The organism is Actinomadura sp. KC216, assembly GCF_004348535.1.
In the GTDB taxonomy this organism is placed as follows: Bacteria; Actinomycetota; Actinomycetes; order Streptosporangiales; family Streptosporangiaceae; genus Spirillospora.
In genome coordinates this window covers 1-15,859 of sequence record NZ_SMJX01000191.1, presented here as the reverse complement: position 1 = coordinate 15,859, position 15,859 = coordinate 1, and the positions used below count along the sequence as shown (strand labels likewise).

19 protein-coding genes and 1 pseudogene are annotated in these 15,859 nt (G+C 70.4%); 6 read left to right on the top strand and 14 right to left on the bottom strand.

Features of this window, described 5'->3' with window-relative positions:
- Positions 1-1,447 (top strand): annotated as a pseudogene (locus E1264_RS43740) (hypothetical protein); the annotation flags it as partial.
- A gap of 41 nt (positions 1,448-1,488) precedes the next feature.
- Here E1264_RS43740 and E1264_RS45470 read toward each other — a convergent pair.
- The 3 genes from E1264_RS45470 to E1264_RS27705 all read right to left on the bottom strand — a co-directional run bounded on the left by E1264_RS45470 (position 1,489) and on the right by E1264_RS27705 (position 4,697).
- Positions 1,489-2,802, bottom strand: a complete 1,314-nt coding sequence (locus tag E1264_RS45470; RefSeq protein ID WP_132178382.1) for an alpha/beta fold hydrolase — start codon at positions 2,800-2,802, stop codon at positions 1,489-1,491.
- A 74-nt stretch (positions 2,803-2,876) separates the two neighbouring features.
- Entirely contained in the window at positions 2,877-4,094 is a 1,218-nt protein-coding gene (locus tag E1264_RS27710) for an MFS transporter (RefSeq protein WP_132178381.1), read from the bottom strand.
- Between the two features lie 123 nt (positions 4,095-4,217).
- Positions 4,218-4,697, bottom strand: coding sequence for a GNAT family N-acetyltransferase (locus tag E1264_RS27705; protein WP_132178380.1), 480 nt, complete (start codon positions 4,695-4,697; stop codon positions 4,218-4,220).
- Positions 4,698-4,818: 121 nt separating this feature from the next.
- Here E1264_RS27705 and E1264_RS27700 point away from each other — a divergent pair, with 121 nt between their 5' ends.
- On the top strand, positions 4,819-6,003 hold the full coding sequence (locus E1264_RS27700) for a serine hydrolase domain-containing protein (RefSeq protein WP_207936308.1): 1,185 nt from the start codon (positions 4,819-4,821) through the stop codon (positions 6,001-6,003).
- 172 nt (positions 6,004-6,175) lie between these two features.
- The gene (locus E1264_RS27695) at positions 6,176-6,988 is read left to right on the top strand and encodes a thioesterase family protein (protein ID WP_132178379.1); all 813 of its coding nucleotides are present in this window, start codon (positions 6,176-6,178) and stop codon (positions 6,986-6,988) included.
- Between the two features lie 10 nt (positions 6,989-6,998).
- Here E1264_RS27695 and E1264_RS27690 read toward each other — a convergent pair whose 3' ends face one another.
- Positions 6,999-7,742 carry a hypothetical protein gene (locus tag E1264_RS27690; RefSeq protein WP_165964410.1) on the bottom strand — a complete coding sequence of 248 codons (744 nt, stop codon included), beginning with the start codon at positions 7,740-7,742 and terminating at the stop codon, positions 6,999-7,001.
- 122 nt (positions 7,743-7,864) lie between these two features.
- A complete protein-coding gene (locus tag E1264_RS27685) occupies positions 7,865-9,490 on the bottom strand; it encodes an AMP-binding protein (RefSeq protein WP_243711210.1) in 1,626 nt (541 codons plus the stop codon).
- A 150-nt stretch (positions 9,491-9,640) separates the two neighbouring features.
- On the opposite strand from E1264_RS27685, the gene E1264_RS27680 reads away from it, so the two are divergent.
- Complete coding sequence (locus E1264_RS27680) at positions 9,641-10,402, top strand: SDR family oxidoreductase (RefSeq protein ID WP_132178378.1); 762 nt, start codon at positions 9,641-9,643, stop codon at positions 10,400-10,402.
- An 18-nt stretch (positions 10,403-10,420) separates the two neighbouring features.
- Here the strand turns inward: E1264_RS27680 and E1264_RS27675 are convergent, their stop codons facing one another.
- The 9 genes from E1264_RS27675 to E1264_RS27640 all read right to left on the bottom strand — a co-directional run bounded on the left by E1264_RS27675 (position 10,421) and on the right by E1264_RS27640 (position 15,105).
- Positions 10,421-10,954 carry a hypothetical protein gene (locus tag E1264_RS27675; RefSeq protein WP_132178377.1) on the bottom strand — a complete coding sequence of 178 codons (534 nt, stop codon included), beginning with the start codon at positions 10,952-10,954 and terminating at the stop codon, positions 10,421-10,423.
- Positions 10,955-11,062: 108 nt separating this feature from the next.
- A complete protein-coding gene (locus tag E1264_RS27670) occupies positions 11,063-11,485 on the bottom strand; it encodes a hypothetical protein (RefSeq protein WP_132178376.1) in 423 nt (140 codons plus the stop codon).
- A gap of 8 nt (positions 11,486-11,493) precedes the next feature.
- On the bottom strand, positions 11,494-11,955 hold the full coding sequence (locus E1264_RS27665) for a hypothetical protein (protein ID WP_132178375.1): 462 nt from the start codon (positions 11,953-11,955) through the stop codon (positions 11,494-11,496).
- Positions 11,956-12,047: 92 nt separating this feature from the next.
- The gene (locus E1264_RS46275; protein ID WP_347813426.1) at positions 12,048-12,155 is read right to left on the bottom strand and encodes a DUF6879 family protein; all 108 of its coding nucleotides are present in this window, start codon (positions 12,153-12,155) and stop codon (positions 12,048-12,050) included.
- Complete coding sequence (locus tag E1264_RS44780; protein WP_207936307.1) at positions 12,152-12,580, bottom strand: DUF6879 family protein; 429 nt, start codon at positions 12,578-12,580, stop codon at positions 12,152-12,154. The genes E1264_RS46275 and E1264_RS44780 overlap by 4 nt, the downstream gene beginning before the upstream one ends.
- 41 nt (positions 12,581-12,621) lie before the next feature.
- On the bottom strand, positions 12,622-13,500 hold the full coding sequence (locus E1264_RS27655) for a helix-turn-helix transcriptional regulator (RefSeq protein ID WP_132178374.1): 879 nt from the start codon (positions 13,498-13,500) through the stop codon (positions 12,622-12,624).
- A gap of 199 nt (positions 13,501-13,699) precedes the next feature.
- On the bottom strand, positions 13,700-14,443 hold the full coding sequence (locus E1264_RS27650; RefSeq protein ID WP_132178373.1) for a GntR family transcriptional regulator: 744 nt from the start codon (positions 14,441-14,443) through the stop codon (positions 13,700-13,702).
- A gap of 236 nt (positions 14,444-14,679) precedes the next feature.
- The gene (locus E1264_RS27645) at positions 14,680-14,880 is read right to left on the bottom strand and encodes a DUF397 domain-containing protein (RefSeq protein WP_132178372.1); all 201 of its coding nucleotides are present in this window, start codon (positions 14,878-14,880) and stop codon (positions 14,680-14,682) included.
- An 18-nt stretch (positions 14,881-14,898) separates the two neighbouring features.
- Entirely contained in the window at positions 14,899-15,105 is a 207-nt protein-coding gene (locus E1264_RS27640; RefSeq protein ID WP_132178371.1) for a Scr1 family TA system antitoxin-like transcriptional regulator, read from the bottom strand.
- A gap of 60 nt (positions 15,106-15,165) precedes the next feature.
- Here E1264_RS27640 and E1264_RS27635 point away from each other — a divergent pair, with 60 nt between their 5' ends.
- Both E1264_RS27635 and E1264_RS27630 read left to right on the top strand, forming a co-directional pair.
- The gene (locus E1264_RS27635) at positions 15,166-15,483 is read left to right on the top strand and encodes an ATP-binding protein (protein WP_132178370.1); all 318 of its coding nucleotides are present in this window, start codon (positions 15,166-15,168) and stop codon (positions 15,481-15,483) included.
- Positions 15,484-15,619: 136 nt separating this feature from the next.
- Positions 15,620-15,859: hypothetical protein (locus E1264_RS27630; protein ID WP_132178369.1), on the top strand; the 240-nt coding region annotated here is incomplete at its 3' end.

Below are 15,859 nucleotides of genomic sequence, written 5' to 3'. Positions count from 1 at the left end.
GTTCGACGTCGTCGCGGACGATCTGCGCGCGGCGCTCGCCGCCGCGCCCGCCGAGGCCGGGGACGTGGCGCACGGGCTGGCCCGGTCCCTGGGGCGGCTCGCCTACAGGCGACGGTTCGCGCGCGAGGCGTACGGGCATTTCCTGGAGGCGTCCGAGCGGGCGGGGTCGCCGGGGGAGGCGTCCAGGGATATCAAGAGCGCGGCCGACTGCACGCACGTCCTGCCGACCGGGGGCCACCGGCATTTCGAGCTGCTGTGCTCGGCGGCCGGGCAGGCCCGGGACGCGGGTGACGGCGACGCGGAGGCCGTCCTCCTGGCGACGGCGGTCGTCACGACGGCGCGCAATCCCGGCTGGGGTCTGCTCCCGCACGAGGAGCTGCGGCGGCTCCTGGAGCGCGCGGAGGAGGCCGGCGATCCGGGCGATCCGGTCGTCGCGGCGTGGCTCGCCGCCGCCCGCGCCTGGACGGCCACGGCCGAGCCGTACAGCACCGATCCCGGCATGGCGGAGGAGGCCGTGGCGGCGGCGCGCGCGGCCGGTGACCCGGTGCTGCTCAGCGCCGGTCTCGACGCGACGGTCGCCGCCGCGCTGCGCGAGGGCCGCCTGCGGGACGCGCACCGGATCGCCATGTCCCGGCTGGACCTGCTGGACGCACTGCCCCGCGACGACCCGGCCAGCGCGGTCGAGATCGTCGACATCGTGCACGTGGCGGTGAACTGCGCGACCGCGGCGGGGGACCTGCCCGCAGCGCTCGCCGTCGCGCGCCGGGCGCTGGCCGACGACCTGCTCGAAGACCAGTACCACCTGTCGTCCAACATCATCATCCTGCCGCTGGCGCTGAGCGGCGAGTTCGACGAGGCGCTGCGGTATGCGGGCGAGGCGTGGGAGAGCTGGATGCGGACGGGGCGGCTGGAGAGCGGGTTCATGCTGCCGGTCGCGGTCGGTCCCGCGCTCGTCCACGGCCTGCGCGGTGATCGCGGACGGTATCTGGAGTGGCGGGCCCGCACGTCCGGCGCGCCGACCGGGCAGGTGTTCGACCTCCCGACGCTGGCCGGGTTCGCCGACGCGCTGGTCGCCGTCCACACCGGGCGGTTCGACGCCGCGGCGGAGCTGGTCGCCGGGCTCTTCTCGGACGCGACGCTCCCGATGTACGCCGGGTTCTCCCACGCGGCCGGTGCCGAACTCGCCGTCGTGGCGGGCCTCCCGGACGCGGCGGCGCGGGTCGAGGCCGCCGAGGCGGCGGTCGCCGAGAACGCGTGGGGCGCGGCCTGCCTGGCCCGCGCCAGGGGACGCCTGCACGACGATCCCGGCGAGCTGGCCGCCGCCGTCGAGGGCTGGGAACGCATCGGCGCCCGGTTCGAGCGGGCGTCCACGCTCTTGCTCCTCCCCGAGCGGGCGGACGAGGGACGTGCTGAGCTGTCCGCGCTGACGGAAACGGAATGCGAATAGCGCACCTTCCGTGCAGGTGCGCTATTCGGCGAGCGGGGACGTCAGGCGCTGAAGAATTCGCCCACCGCCGTCCCGATGGACGCGGGGTCGACCTGGCCGTGGGCCTGCCCTACCAGCCACTCCAGCCGGGCGTCCGGCACCTGGCCGGTCACGGCCTGCGCGGCGTCCCGCATCCGGTCGGAGCTGGCCGAGCCCGCCAGCACCAGCGTCGGGACGCGGACGGCCGACAGCCGCTCCGGGACGGGCCCGGCGCCCACGACCGCCGCCTCGTAGGCGAGGGTGTGCGCGACGCCTTCGAGGTGCGCCCAGAACGGCTGGGCCTTCATGCCCTCCACCGCCTCCGGCGGCATCTCGGCGCCCTTGGTGAGGAACAGTTCGATCGCGTCCCCGCGCCGTCCCTGCTCGGCGAGCACGCCCAGTTCGTCTGCGGACGGCAGGGAGTGGCCCGGCGCGGTCACGTACGGGGGCTCGAACACGGCGAGCTTCGTGATCGGGGCGCCCGCGGCCGCCGCCTCCAGCGCCAGCGCGCCGCCGGACGACCCGCCGAACACCATCGCGGTCCCGCCGGCCGCCTCGATCAGCGCGGTCAGGTCCTCGATCTCCCGCCGGACGGCGTACGGCGCGGTGTCGGCGCTGTCGCCACGCCCCCGCCGGTCGTAGTTGTAGACGGTGAACTTCGAGGCCAGGGCCGCCGCGATACCGGTCATGATCGGGTCGTTGCGGCTGGAGAACGCGCCCTGGACGAGGATGACCGCGGGCCCCGCGCCGACGCGGTCGTAGGCGATGGACGTGCCGTCCGCCGACGTCGCCGTGCGGTGCCGGGGCCGGTAGGTGAGCAGGACGATCCCGTCGTCGCCGACCGGCCTGGCGTCCACCAGCCGCAGCGACTCCTCTGCGGCCCCGTCGGCGAACAGCCGCTGCCCGCCGCCGAGGACGATCGGGTACACCATCAGCCGGTACTCGTCCACCAGGCCCCGCGCGGCCAGCGCCTGGACGAGCCGGGCGCTGCCGTTGACCAGGATGTCCTCGCCCGGCTGCCGCTTCAACTCCGCGACGTCGTCCAGCGTGATGACGGTCGTGTTGTCCCATCCGGGCTTCTCCAGCGTGCTGGACACGACGTACTTGGGCATCGCGTTCATCGTGTCGGCGAACTCGCCGGTCTGCCCCGGCCAGGCCTGCGCGAAGCCGTCGTAGGTCGTCCGCCCGAGGAGCAGGGCGCCCGCGTCGCGGATCTCGCCGGCCTTGACGGCGTCGCCCTCGTCGCCGCGAGCGAACCGGAACGCCCAGCCCAGCTCGCCCGGCTTCTCGATGACGCCGTCGAGGGTGATGAACTCGGAGACGATGATCTTCCTCATGGTCGTTCCCCTTCACAGATGATGATCTTGCAAGGTGATCAGGTGTGGGTCGAGCGGTCAGGTTGGTGCGGTGGTCAGGCGGTGCAGGCCTGCTCGGCAGGAGTACGCGTCCGCTTGCGGGCGCCGGTTCCGGCGAGGAGGGGCAGCAGCATCAGGGCGGCCGTCAGCCCGAAGGCCGCCGGGTATCCGGTATGGACGGCGGCGAGCCCGAATCCGGCGGCGCCGAGGCCGATGCCGACGTCGTAGGCGATGTTCCACAGGGCGCTGACCGTCCCGTACGAGGACGGCGGGACGCGGTCGAGCATCACGGCCATGCTGGCGTTGCCGGTGAGCCCGAACCCGACACCGAACAGCACCATCCCGGCCAGCACCGCGAGCGGGCTGGACACCAGCACCAGCAGCGCGATGCCGCTCGCCGAGAGCACCAGCCCCGGGACGAGCTGCCGCGACGCCCCGTGCCGGTCGCCGTTGCGTCCGGCCCACCAGCGGGTGCACGTCGCCGCGAGGCCGTGCGCCAGCAGCGCCCAGGCGGAGACCGCGCCGCCCGCGAGCGGCAGGAAGGTGGCGGTGATCCCCGTGGCCACGGTCGTGGCGGCGAAGAACAGCGACGGGACGAGCAGCTCGCGCTTGCGGGCCGCGGCGGCGAGGCCGAGCGGCTCCTCCGGCTCGGGACGCCGTCCCGGCAGGTCCTTCACCGCCGCGAGCCCGGCCAGCGCGGACACCCCGGCCAGCACGAACACCGGCGCGTAGCCGACCAGGTCGCCCAGCCACAGGCCCGCCGGAAGGCCCACCATGGCCGGGACACCGCACGCGATCCCGTACACGCCCAGCCCCTCACCGCGCCGCTCCGCCGGGACGATCGAGGCCACCAGCGCCCCGCCCAGCACCACCGCCACGGCGAAGCCGACGCCCCGCACCAGGCAGGCCGTCAGGATCACGGCCATGCTCGCGGAGGCCGCCAGGGTCACGGCCAGCGCCAGGCCCAGCGCCGGAATCCCCAGGAGCGCGAGCCCGATGCCGAACACCGTCCGGTATCCGAACCGGGCCACCAGGCGCGGGACCGCCAGCTCGGCGGCGACGGTCGCGAGCATCATCACGCCCGTGGTCAGCCCGGCGCCCACGCCGCCGGCGCCGGTCGCGTCCGCGTACCGGGGCAGCGCGGAGAACAGCAGGTAGAAGCTGGTGGACGAGCCCACACCGGCGACGAGCACCAGCGCGAACGCCCGGCTCACCAACCGCGGCCGCCGCTCCGCGCCGTCCGTCGTGCTCCGCACCGTCGTGATGGTGGTCATCGGGTCCTCCTCAGCAGGTGTCCAACTGCTGAGAAGCGTCGCGTCCAGGACCACTGACCCACATCCGTGCCCACCACGGATCGACCACCGAGAGGCCCCGGAACCCGCCCCTGGCGCGTGGCGCTACGCGGTCGGCCGATCCTGCCCGTAGACGTGGACTCGCTGCCCCCGATACTCGGTGTCGCGCAGGTAGCGGTGGCCGATGCGCTCGGCCACCGCGATGGAACGGTCGTTGCCCGGCAGGATCAGCGAGATGACCCGCTCGGCCGCCAGCTCGGTGAAGCAGTACGCGAGGGCCGCGCGCCCGGCCTCGGACGCGTAGCCCTTCCCCCAATGGCGGCGGGACAGGCACCAGCCCACACCAAGGCCGGGGAAGCCGTGCGGCCGCCACGGTCCGGCGCGTCCGACGAAACTCCCCGTCGCCTTCTCGACCACCGCCCAGTGCGAGTAGCCGCGGATCTCCCGGTGCCCGATGAACGTGGCGAGGCTGCGCCAGGCGTCCGCCCGTCCGGTGCCCACGCTCTCCGCGAGGCCCGAGGCCACCTCCGGGTCGGCCAGCATCGCCGCGTAGTCGTCGAAGTCCTCGCCCGTCAGCGGCCGCAGGACGAGGCCGCTCCGTCTCCAGCACCGTCATGATCACAGTGTGCCGTCCCCGGCGAGAGGGACCGCATTTCCATCGGCCGAGGGACGACGCCGCGCGATGATCTCCGTAGCGTCCTGGGGCATGAGAGCGAACCGCATCCCCAATGGCAACGGAAAAGGCACGGCCGCGCTCGTGCTCGCGCTCGCCGCGATGGGCGCCGCCAGCGCGTGCGGCGGCGGCGCGGCGACCGCCGGCATCGGCCTGCGAGGAGCGGAACAGAGCGCGCGGGAGCGCACCGACCCTTCCATCCAGCGCTTTCTGGAGGGAACGCTGCCCAAGGGCCCGGGCGGCACGGTCGTCGCGGCCCGCGACGGAAAGCTCCTGCACTGCGCCGGTCTCGGCTTCGCCGACCGGGAGCGCAGGATTCCGGCGCGCTGCGACACCGCCTACGACGTCATGTCCATCACCAAGCAGTTCACCGCCGCCGCCGTCATGAAGCTCGAAATGGCGGGCAGGCTGCGGGTGACCGACCGCATCGGCGAATTCCTCGGCCCGATCCCCGCGGACAAGCGCGGCATTACGCTTCACCACCTGCTGACGCACACCGCGGGCCTGGACGACGAAGACATCGGCGGCGACGACTACGATCCGGTCTCGCGCGACGGAATGCTGAGCGCCGCGCTGAAATCGGAGCTCCGGTCCGCCCCGGGCGCCGAGTTCCACTACTCCAACGTGGGGTACAGCGTCCTGGCGGCGATCGTCGAGAAGGTCTCGGGCGTCGGCTACGAGCGCTTTCTCGCCGAGCACCTGTTCGCGCCGTCCGGAATGACGCGGACCGGGTACGTGCTGCCCCGTTGGGAACGCGACCAGGTCGCGGTGGAGTACGACGAGACCGGCACGCCGCAGGGACGGCCCTACGAGCACCCATGGGCCGCCGACGGGCCCCACTGGTACCTGCGCGGCAACGGCGGCCTGCTGTCCACGCCGCGCGACATGTTCCGCTGGCATCGCGCGCTGGAAGGCGACCGGGTCCTTTCCGGACGCGCCAAACGCGCGATGTTCACACCGCACGTCCTCGTCGGGGAGCGGGACGGCGACAGGTTCTACTACGGGTACGGCTGGGGCGTCGTCCGCACCGGGGACGGCCGCCGCGTAGTCGAACACGATGGCGGCAACGACTGGTCGTTCGGAGAATTCGCCCGCTTCCCCGACCACCGCACGATGGTGTTCTGGATCACCAACCACGCCTACCGCGAGGGGAAGTGGAACCTTCAGGAGCAGAACAGGGAACTGACCCTCGGAATCGAGAAACGCGCCCGCGACTGACCGGCGCCGAATACCGTCCGTCACCTCGGGATACGGCCGTGGAGATACGGCATCCAACGGGGTCGGGGAGGCGGGGGAACGGGACGCGAGCGGATGCGCCGCGTCACGAGGCTCTGCGTGACGACTGGAAACTGGGTCGAGGACGGCGGGAGATGCGTTTTAGAGTGCCCGTGTGAGGGATCTCGCGGTTGATGCGGCGGTGTCGGGCGGGAACGGACGCTACGCCGCCGAGCTGGTGCCCGACTGGTCGGCATGGGGTCCGGTCGGCGGTTACGTGGCCGCCATTCTCGCGCGGGCGGCGCTGGCGCACGGAACGCTTCCGCGGGTGGCGTCGCTGTCGTGCCATTTCCTGTCGGTCGGGCGGTTCGCCCCCGTCGAGGTGGAAACGACGACCCTGCGCCAGTCGAAACGGGCCGAATCGGTGCGGTGCGCCATGCGCCAGGACGGGACGGCCGTCGCGGACGGCCTGATCTGGCTCGCCTCCGACCACCTGGACGGACTGCGCCACGACGCCGCGACAATGCCGGACGTGCCCGAACCGCACGAACTCCTCTCCTTCGCCGAGCTGGACCCCGATCCGGACCCTCCACCTCCGCCGATGTGGAACAGCATCGAATGCCGACCCCTTGTCTGGCATGACGACTTGGAAAACCGTCCAGACGCAGACCCGTATTACGGGGCGTGGTACCGGTTCCCAGGGCACACCACCGATGACATGGCGCGCCAGCTCGTCATCCTGGACACGATCGCCTGGGCCGCGGTATGGAGCACGCACCCTCCCAGCAGCGGATTCATCGCCCCGAACCTCGACCTGAACGTGCAGTTCCACCGTCCCGCGGTGGAGTCGGAATGGCTGTTCGGGGAGGGCACCGCGGACGTGGCGGAGAACGGGCTCATCGGCTTCCGCAACCGGATCTGGTCGGACGAGCGGAAACTGCTCGCGTCGGCGTCCGGCCAGCTGATCTGCCGCCCGGTCCGCCCCTGACCACCGCTGCTCAGGCGGTCTCTGTACGGAGCATCCGCAGGAACGCCTTGATCCCGGCGATGACCTCCTGGTTGTCGGTGAGGCGCGCCACGGTCTCCTCGAACTGGCGTCCCATCGCGTCCAGCCGCCGGTCCAGCTCACCGTCGCGCCGCGACGTGACGCCGGACAGGTCTTCGAGGCTCCGCTCCGCCGCGAGGTCCGCCGAATGGAGCTGCTCGGCCGTCGCCCGCAGATTCTCCGCCTGGACTTCCAGAAATGTGATCCGCTCCGCGAGGTCCACGACGTCGTCGCGCGGGAAACGCACGTCCTTCAGCATCGTGTTGAGCCGCCTGCGCAGATGCGCGAACCACGCCCCGGCGGGCCGGAATGACGTGCTGACCAGGTAGAAAGCGGCGAAGTAGTATCCGATGTCGGCGCCGGAGAAATAGGTGACGGCCGCGACGAGCGCGGCGGTGAGCACATGGGCCCCGACCGCCGCCGCCCTCATCCGCGCCGCGATCCGGCGGGCCTCGTCGTCGCTGCCCTTGGGAACGTCCAATCCCCGATCCCGGCTGACGCGGATCTCCTCAAGAACGGCGAGCGCCTGGAAATACACGTTCCACGGGACGGTGAGCAGCAGGACGAGCCACGCCAGGCACAGCGCGCCCGCCCCCACGGAAAGCGCGACCGGCAGCGTGATGTCCTTGACGAAGAGCAGGACGACCGCCGAGACGACCGCGATCAGAATGGCGAGCGACAGCAGATTCTTGGACACGTCCAGGCTCCCGAAAAGGCGGACATCAAGAGGCGCGTGCGAAGACCACCAGGGTCGCCCGATCAGAGGGATAAGACATCCGCACACCTACTCAATTTCCAAGTGAGTAGTGGGACGTCCACTCAGCGAAGGCTGGATTCGACCTGCGCGCGCAGGACCTTCCCCGTCGCGTTCCGGGGAAGCGCTTCGGCCGTGATGTGCCAGCGTGACGGGACCTTGAAGTACGCGAGCCGCTCACGCACGAAGCCCGCCAGCTCGTCCGGCGCCGGCTCGGCGCCCGCGGCCGCCACCACGACCGCCGCGACCTCCTGCCCGAGGTCAGGGTGCGCGACGCCGACGACGATGCACTCCCGCACCCCCGGATGCTCGGCCAGGACGTTCTCGACCTCGGCCGGGTAGACGTTCTCCCCACCGCGGATGATCAGGTCGGAGCGGCGGGTGGTGAGCCGGAGCCGCCCCTGCTCGTCGAGCATCCCGATATCACCGGTGCGCAGCCAGCGATCGTCATCGATGGCCCGCGCGGTGGCGTCCGGATCGCGCCAGTACCCGACCATGTTGTAGGCGCTGCGCGTGCACACCTCGCCCTCGACGCCCACCGGCACCGGCGCGCCGTCCGGGCCGCGGATCTCCAGCCGGACGCCGGGGGTCGGGCGGCCGAGCGTCCCGGGCGACTCGGCGAGGTCGGCGGGCGTCGCGACGGTGACGCCGGTGCACGACTCGGTGAGGCCGTAGCTGTCGACCAGCGCGTCCTTCGCGGGCGGGAACACCGCGCGCAGCCGCTCCTTGAACGCGGGCGAGGACGGCGCCGTGGCCAGGGAGAACGCCGTCAGGGAGGAGACGTCGTACCTGGACAGGTCGCCGTGCTCCACGATCCGGTGCGCCATCGTCGGAACGGCGCCCCAGTTCGTCACCCGCTCCTTCTCGATCAGGCCGAGCACCGCGTCCACGTCGAAGCCGCCCTCGTGCATGATCACGGCGGTGCCGGTGGCGAGGCGCGGCACGGCGAGGTTGTGCAGGGATGCGATGTGGAACAGCGGCAGCACCAGCAGGTACCGGCGGGTCGCCGGGTCGGTCGGGTCGCCGAACGCCCGCGCCAGCGCGTCGTTGAACCGGTGGTACTCGATCACCGAGGTCAGGTTCCGGTGCGAGTGGACGGCCCCCTTCGGCCGTCCCGACGTGCCGCTCGTGTAGAGGATGACCGCCGGATCGTCTTCACCGACGTCCGGAACGTCCAGAACAGCGCCGGGATAACGAGAGATCAGAGAGGGCAGATCACCCTCAACGGTCAGCACATTCCCGCCCACCAGGGCCGCGCGCTTAGTGTCCGCAATGACCAGCTTCGGCTCGGTATGACCGAGCGCGTACTCCACCTCTTGCCGCGCCCACCAGGCGTTATAGCCGACCGCAATACCACCGGCCGCGATCGTCGCCCAGAAGGAGATGATCCACTCGGGGCTGTTGGCCGCGCAGATCGCGACCCGGTCACCCGGCCGGACGCCCAGATCGTTCCGCAGAGCCTTCGCCATCGAAGCGACCGCCGCCGCATGCTCGGCGAAGGTCAGCCGCCGCGACGCGGTGACGACGTAGTCGCGGTCGCCGTAGGAGGACGAGCGGGCCAGCACCTCGCCGAGGTCCCGGGCCCGGTTCACGAAGACGGGCAACCGCGCGCCGAGCACGTCCTCGTCCCGAAGCTCGAACTCGCCACCGGCCCCGGTCAGCCGCCGGAAGACCTCCATCGGACCGGACACCCGCACCACCACCCTGCACCTCGCCGACCCGGCACATTCTCGGCGCCCACGCCCGGCCGTCCCCGCCCTCTTCCACTCACCGGGACCGCCCCCGACGTCCCGCTCCGGGCCGCACCACGATGACCGCACAAGGACGCATCGGGAGAAGCCATGGGAAGCCTCAGCGGCAAGGTCGCGATCGTGACCGGGGCCGGACAGGGCGTAGGGCAGGGCATCGCGCTGGCGCTGGCGTCGGAGGGCGCGTCGATCGCGGCACTCGGCCGGACGGAATCCAAGCTCGACGCCACCTGCGAGCAGATCCGCTCCCGAGGCGCGAAAGCAGCCCCATTCCTATGCGACGTCGCCGAAACCGACACAATCCCCGCCACCGTCAACGCGATCGCCGAAGCCTTCGGCGCCATCGACATCCTCGTCAACAACGCCTATTCGGGCGCCTTCGGCCCACTCCTCTCGATGAGCGGCGCCAAATTCCAGAAGGGCTTCATCACCGGCCCGTTCGCCGCGTTCGCGTTCATGAAGGCGTGCCACCCGCACATGAAGGCGCGGGGCGGCGGCAGCATCATCAACCTGGTCACGTCCGCGATGGTCCGCTGGGACCCGGCCACATACGGCGCGTACGCCGCCGCAAAGCAGGCGTTGCGGTCGCTGACCCGAACGGCCGCCGCCGAATGGGGCCCGGACGGAATCCGCGCCAACAACATAGCCCCGCACGCCCTCTCACCGGGCCTGAAGGCATGGGCGGAACAGAACCCCGAGGCCGCCGAGGAATTCCGCAAAACGATCCCGCTGGGCTACATAGGCGACTGCGAGCAGGACATCGGCCGGGCCGTCGTGGCGCTCGTCCAGCCCGCCATGCGCTACCTGACCGGCGCGACAATCCCCCTAGACGGCGGCCAAGCCAACTTCGGCTGACGCATTACCCGGCGAGGCTCAGCTGCCGATGGCCGGTGGTGGGGCTTGGGGGCCTGGCCGCGTCCACCGTAGGCGGGGCGGATTCGCAGCTCCGACATCCTCGGCAAGCTGACGTCGAAGCTCGCTGGCCAACTCACGCAGCGCGCGCGATTCCGTCTCGGACAGAGGATGGTCAGCGGCACTGTCGGGTCCGTTCTCTCCCACGAACGCCGTCTCCGCGAGCAGGTTCAGCAAGCGTATGTAAAGGTCTTTCGCCGCCGGAGTGAGGAACATTCCTCCGCCATGCTCACCGAAGTACCATTCATGAAAGCTCCGAATGTACTGCTGCAGGTCTTGTCGGCTTGGCGTTTCATCCATTGGAGACCAGTACCGAGGCAGGCATTTGGAGATATGAAATAACGCCTGATAGCGTTCCAGTCTTTTGCTTTGCAGTGTCTGGTCGTAAGAGTGTTCAAGTGTGAGTCTGAGGTTGTAACGCGTCGTCAGGTAGGTGGCAACACCACCGACCAGAGCACCGAGGACCGCGCCGAAGAATCCGATGAACGCCGTCATGGCAGCTCCCTCGCGCCGTTAAGGGTTCTCCGATGATAAGGCGTCCGGGGGCTGTGGAGACGATTTTCGTACCTGCGATTTCCGACCTTTGAGCACGTGCCGGGTCGATCAATGGCATGCGCGGTCGCTGCCGACGACGGCTAGGAGCACGATCGTCCCGCCGGTGAGCCACTGGCCGTAGGAGGGCCAGCAGCCGGTCTCGATCGCCTTCAACGCCCGCGCCGCCCGGTCTTGGCTGCTCACCCACGCGGGGACCGGGTTCATCGCCTTCTCCCGTGCTTGGTCCCATTCCGCGATCAGCCAGTCCCGGGCGGCCTGTGGGTCGGTGTGGACGGCGGCGATGAACCGCGCCGACTTGATCAGCCAGTCGACGGTCCGTATCGGAGGCCGATCGGGGCTGTTGAGGTCGAGCGTGTCGCTCTTGCCCAGCCGCTCCCACTCCTGCCCGCCACCGGTCCATTTGTAGCAGTGGTAATGCGTCGGCTGAACGTCCGACGGCCTGGCGGCGTCCGGGGCGATCCGGTGCGCCATGGCGTGCGCTACTTCCCGCCCATGTTGTTGCATTCTGGCGGGCAGCACGGGGATCGCTCGCCGTGCCAGAACTCCACGTCCACCCGATACCCCGTCGCCTCCAGCTGCGGGATGGTGGCCTCGAGGGCCTCGCCGTTCAGCATGGCCTCGTCCTGGTACGGGACGTGGTGGATGTACTCGCCCGCGTGCTCCTGGCAGAACGCGCCGTAGGCCTGCGACCGCAGGATGAACGCGTGCCACGCCGGGTCGACCGGCGAGGTCGGCACGATCCGCTCCCACGCCCGTCCCTCCCGCCGGGCCCGGACGATCTCCGCCTGCGCCTTCAGGAACACGAGGGCCTGGCCCATCATCCGCTCGGCGTAATCACGGGTGACGTGGTGGTAGCGCCGCAGGTCCTCGACCAAGAGGTCCCACACCTCGGGCGGAACGAGCTCACGCGGATCCTTGGCGGCCTGGGCGGTGATGGTCATCGTTGACTCCCGGTGGCTTCGCGTCTGGTCGCTTGACACGAAGCGTCCACTGGGGGTGGCGGCGCAGGCCAGGAGTTTGACGCCCTTTGCCGCTACGCGGGCGGCGAGTGGTCCGGGTTGTACTTCTCGTGCGGAATCGCCCGCTCCCAGACCATCTCGAACGCGGCGACCGCCTGGCGGACGATGCGCGGGTCGGTCACGAACTCGTCATCCAGGCCTGCCACTCCTCGGCCCACGGGTCGACGTCCCCGACCGGCTCCCCTTTCCGCCAGGCCGCGAACTCCGGGTCGCGCTCGTCGTAGACGTCGCGCATCTCCAGGTGGACGGCCGAACGCCGCGTCCCGTCCAGAAGCTCCCGGAACGTCGGCACGCCGGGGCCGTGCAGCCCCCGTTCGTAGGTGCCGGACGCCGCCTGTGCCAGGGCGTGAGCCATACTGGCGGGTTGCCACACGACCGCCTCGTCCTCGCCCAGACCGATGTGTTCGCCGAGGCCCTCCAGGGTCGCGAGGTCCGTCACGACCCTGCCCTGCTGGTAGAAGTCACCGGTGATGGGGTCGCGGAAGACCGCGGGGCACTTCTCGGTCTTGGAGTCCGGGTCGGCTCCGACGAAATCCGGATCACGCATGGGGCGTCCTCCCATCACGGCCTCAACGCAGTCGAGCCTCTTCAGCCATCAGTGCCTTGGTCAATGCTCTTCAGGGCTCGACTTATGAGCCGCCGGGCGGCATCGCCATGTACCGCCAGCTTGAACAGCCGCTCCCAGGCTTCGACGTACAGCCGAACCTCGGCCGGGTGGGTCACCGACAGGTATCCCGACACCAGTTCGACCAGCACCAGACGCGCGTCGAACATGGTGAACGACTCTTCTGGGCATACTCCGTGCCGCCGGGCCTGGGTGGGGATGATCCCGAGCGAGATCGTCGGCCACCGCATCATGGTGAGAAGGTGCCGTAGCTGCTGCACGTGTACTTCGTCGGACGCCGACCGGTACCGCAGCACTGCCTCTTCGAGGACGAATAGCCAACGCGCGTCCGGCCGGTGTAGACAGCGCTGCCGCTTCATCCGCTCCTGGACGGCCTCGGCCACGTCGTCGACGGCGATGTGCTGCTCGATGCGCGAACGGGTCAGGTAGGCGGTGGTGAGCGCTTCGGTCTGCAGCAGGCCAGGGATGACCTTAGTCTGGTAGACGTGGTGCAGAGTGACCTGCTCATAGTCGTCGCGGATCGATTCCTGGACACGCTTGAGACCGGCCCGCGCCGCCTGCGCGTGCGATTCCCACATGCTCGCGACGGTTCGCAGCTCGGCGAGCAGCTCGGCTGTGCGCTGCTCCGGCACCTCGCACACGCGGCACCACGTCCGCAGGTCCTCCGCTGAGATGGGCCGGTGGGCGTGCTCGATTCGGGACACCTTCGCCACTCCGGACGTCCACCCGGCGCGGCGCGCGAGTTCCCGGCCGGTCAGCCCGGCGTCCTGCCGGAACTCTTTGAGCTGGTCGGCGAGACGTTGCCGCGCCGCCTGGACCGACGAGGACACGGGTGGTGGCATGAATCAAGGTCTACCGGCACAGCACCGATCATCGAGAAGTAATCGTCCATACTCGTGGACGGGTACTGGCGCCAGGCTCGGTGCGCCCGCTGCTAGCCAGTCCGCCGTGAGGCTGCTCGGCGTCCACCCCCGCCTGGCATGCGGCTGCCTGGCGGTTGCCCGGGCGACCAGTGGGAGGGGCCGTCCCGGCTGCTCGTGGTCAGTCCACTGGGATGACGTATTCCAGCTCGTAGCGGTCGACCGGTACGACGATGTCGGCGGTCTCGACGGGGTGGTCGCCGGAGTAGGTCCGCTGGATCACCATGACGATGGCGCCCATCGGTTCGCCGAGCTCATCGGCCTCGTCGGCGAGGATCGCCCGAGCTGTGACGATCTCTGACGCCAGCGTGACCGTCTGCTCGATCGCGCGCATCCTGGCCACCACCCCGGCGCCCGCGTACGGGCCCGATTCGGGCAGCATCACCGGCGTCCCGCGTGTCAGAGCGAGCGGCTCCCACGAGGTGGACAGCATGACGGGCTGCTCGTCGGCGAGGAAGGTGTACCGCGTTCGCATGACGGGGTCGCCTTCGGCCACGCCGAGCCGTTCCGCGACGGCCGGTGTCGCGGTGGACGTCTCCGACGACGACCGCCATGTTCCGGCCCGGCCCTGGGCCTCCATGTCCGCGCGGAACGGTGAGTCGGCACGGCCGTGAGCGCGGTACCAGCTCCGCGTGAGGCGCTTCACCGTCGGCCGCTGCCTTACGTAGGTGCCCGACCCGGAACGGGATTCGACGTAGCCCTCGGACACGAGGAGCCGGACGGCCTCGACGGCGACGCGGTCGGAGACACCGTGGTCGCGAGCGAGCTGGTGGCGGGACGGGACCCGGTCGCCCGGTCCGAGACGGCCGTCGACGATCTGCCGCCGCAGCTCGTCGGCGATACGCAGGTAGGCGGGCTGTGTCACGGACGACTCCGGTGCGCTTGGTGCAATTCCTGCGTCCCCGCAGAGATTCTGCAGCACGCGGTCACCGCCTACCAGGTACTGGTGGACCAGATCGGTGTTGCCCACGTCCCAGAGTAAGAAGGCGATCGGGAGAGCCGATGGAACGCCGTCCCGGCGACATCCTCGAGCGCGCTGTCGCTCGCCGTTTGCGCGAGGCGGCGCCGGTCAGGGTTACTCCGACCACCCTCCCGGCCTGCTCAGGTGTAGCAAGCGCCGGCTCGGGCCTGTGCTGTGAACGATCGCCAGGTCTCGGTGGGGAAGATCAGCTTGGGGCCGGCAGGGTCCTTGCTGTCGCGGACGGCAACCAGGTGGGCAAGGTCAGCGACCTCGACGCAGTCACCAGTTCCGCCACTGTAGCTACTCGTCCGCCACTTAGCGGTGGCCCGGTATGGATGCATATGCGCCCATTTCAGCCACTAGATCGTATCTGTAGCAAGAGCCTCAAGGAGGTCCCGGCTGTCTCTGGGAGACAGCGCTGCCGCGCGGATGTGGTCGAAAGCATCACCGTACGCGGCGAGATCGTGCGGCTTCTCCAAGATCAAGGCGCTGTCCAGCGTCTCGATGTAGACCGCTCCCGTCTCGTCCTCCGCCGGAAATGCGTAGAGCGAGAAGGAGCCGACCACGCGGACGTCCTGGACGAGCGGTTCCTCGCGGCGCGGACCGTCCCGGCGCAGGTTCGGACGATGGTGGAGCTGCGGCTGGCCTCGTGGGGGCTGGCGGTGCTGCGTGACGACGCGACGCTCGTCGCCAGTGAGCTGGTGACGAACGCGATCCGGTACGCGTCCGAGCGGGAGATCCGCGTGCGGTTCGCGCGGGAGGGACGTGGAGTGCTGCTGGAGGTGTGGGACCCCTCCGACCTCATGCCGGTGCGCAAGCAGGACGCGGAGGGGCTCTGTGGCAGAGGGCTGCCGATCGTGGAGGCGCTGGCGTTCGGGTGCGGCGTGTGTCCGACCGAGCCGTGCGGCAAGTGGGTGTGGGCGCGGATTCGAGAGGGGGTGTGAGGTGGCGCCGGGTGTGTGTCAGGCGGTCGGGCGATGGCGGGTCGTTCTGGAATGGCGGACGTGGGCGGGACATGACGCGGCTGTGCGGAGGCTGGAGCTTCTCCGGATCGCCCTTGTGCCCATGGGGTGGCGGTGCGTGGGGCTGTACGACAAGCGGGAGTTCCGGTTTCCCGTGCCGTTGCTGTGGGTCTACGCCAGTGGGGCCGCGGACGACATCGGGGGCGTGATCACCGTCCGGGCGTTGCCGGGCCGGGCGTGGGGCTACTTCGAGGCCGGGGACGGGCGCGGCGGGTTCGTGTCGCCGTGCGGGGACGTGACGGCGGCGGCCGAGGCGCTGGATCTGATCTTGAAGGGGCGCATGTTGCCGGGCAGGGGG

Coding starts and splice junctions, on each gene's coding strand:
- E1264_RS45470 (WP_132178382.1), bottom strand. CDS start 2,802: ATGAGGAAGATCATCGTCTCCGAGTTCATCACCCTCGACGGCGTCATC.
- E1264_RS27710 (WP_132178381.1), bottom strand. CDS start 4,094: ATGACCACCATCACGACGGTGCGGAGCACGACGGACGGCGCGGAGCGG.
- E1264_RS27700 (WP_207936308.1), top strand. CDS start 4,819: ATGAGAGCGAACCGCATCCCCAATGGCAACGGAAAAGGCACGGCCGCG.
- E1264_RS27680 (WP_132178378.1), top strand. CDS start 9,641: ATGGGAAGCCTCAGCGGCAAGGTCGCGATCGTGACCGGGGCCGGACAG.
- E1264_RS27675 (WP_132178377.1), bottom strand. CDS start 10,954: ATGACGGCGTTCATCGGATTCTTCGGCGCGGTCCTCGGTGCTCTGGTC.
- E1264_RS27670 (WP_132178376.1), bottom strand. CDS start 11,485: ATGGCGCACCGGATCGCCCCGGACGCCGCCAGGCCGTCGGACGTTCAG.
- E1264_RS27665 (WP_132178375.1), bottom strand. CDS start 11,955: ATGACCATCACCGCCCAGGCCGCCAAGGATCCGCGTGAGCTCGTTCCG.
- E1264_RS44780 (WP_207936307.1), bottom strand. CDS start 12,580: ATGCGTGATCCGGATTTCGTCGGAGCCGACCCGGACTCCAAGACCGAG.
- E1264_RS27655 (WP_132178374.1), bottom strand. CDS start 13,500: ATGCCACCACCCGTGTCCTCGTCGGTCCAGGCGGCGCGGCAACGTCTC.
- E1264_RS27645 (WP_132178372.1), bottom strand. CDS start 14,880: ATGCATCCATACCGGGCCACCGCTAAGTGGCGGACGAGTAGCTACAGT.
- E1264_RS27635 (WP_132178370.1), top strand. CDS start 15,166: ATGGTGGAGCTGCGGCTGGCCTCGTGGGGGCTGGCGGTGCTGCGTGAC.